General features: G+C 73.8%; 1 protein-coding gene. It reads right to left on the bottom strand.

Annotated features, from left to right (window positions below):
* Nucleotides 1-73 precede the first annotated feature (73 nt).
* A partial coding sequence (locus ACSNOK_RS33850) for an ATP-binding protein (RefSeq protein ID WP_436784581.1) occupies nucleotides 74-286 on the bottom strand: 213 nt, incomplete at its 5' end.

The following is a 286-nucleotide window of genomic DNA, read 5'->3' as shown; positions in this document are numbered from 1 at the left end:
CTGCAAGAGTGGCCGCAGATGACGCAGCCTGCGTGATCTGCGGCTGCCGTTGCAGTAGCCGAGAGCCGAGCGCTCACGGCTCACAGCCGCGCCGCAGCGTCAGCGTGAACGTCGAGCCCTCGCCGGGCGTGCTCGCCACCGTGAGGTCGCCGCCCATGCCGCGCGCCAGGTCGCGGCTGATGGCCAGCCCCAGCCCCACGCCGTCCTGCGTGCGCGTGAGCCGCGCGTCGATCTGCACGAACGGCTCGAACACGCGCGCCAGCTGCTCGGCGGCGATGCCGCGGCC

The organism is Streptomyces sp. URMC 126 (assembly GCF_051386555.1).
In the GTDB taxonomy this organism is placed as follows: domain Bacteria; phylum Actinomycetota; class Actinomycetes; order Streptomycetales; family Streptomycetaceae; genus Streptomyces.
The sequence above is the reverse complement of the archived record's forward strand: the minus strand, read 5'-3'. Positions and strand labels throughout refer to the sequence as shown.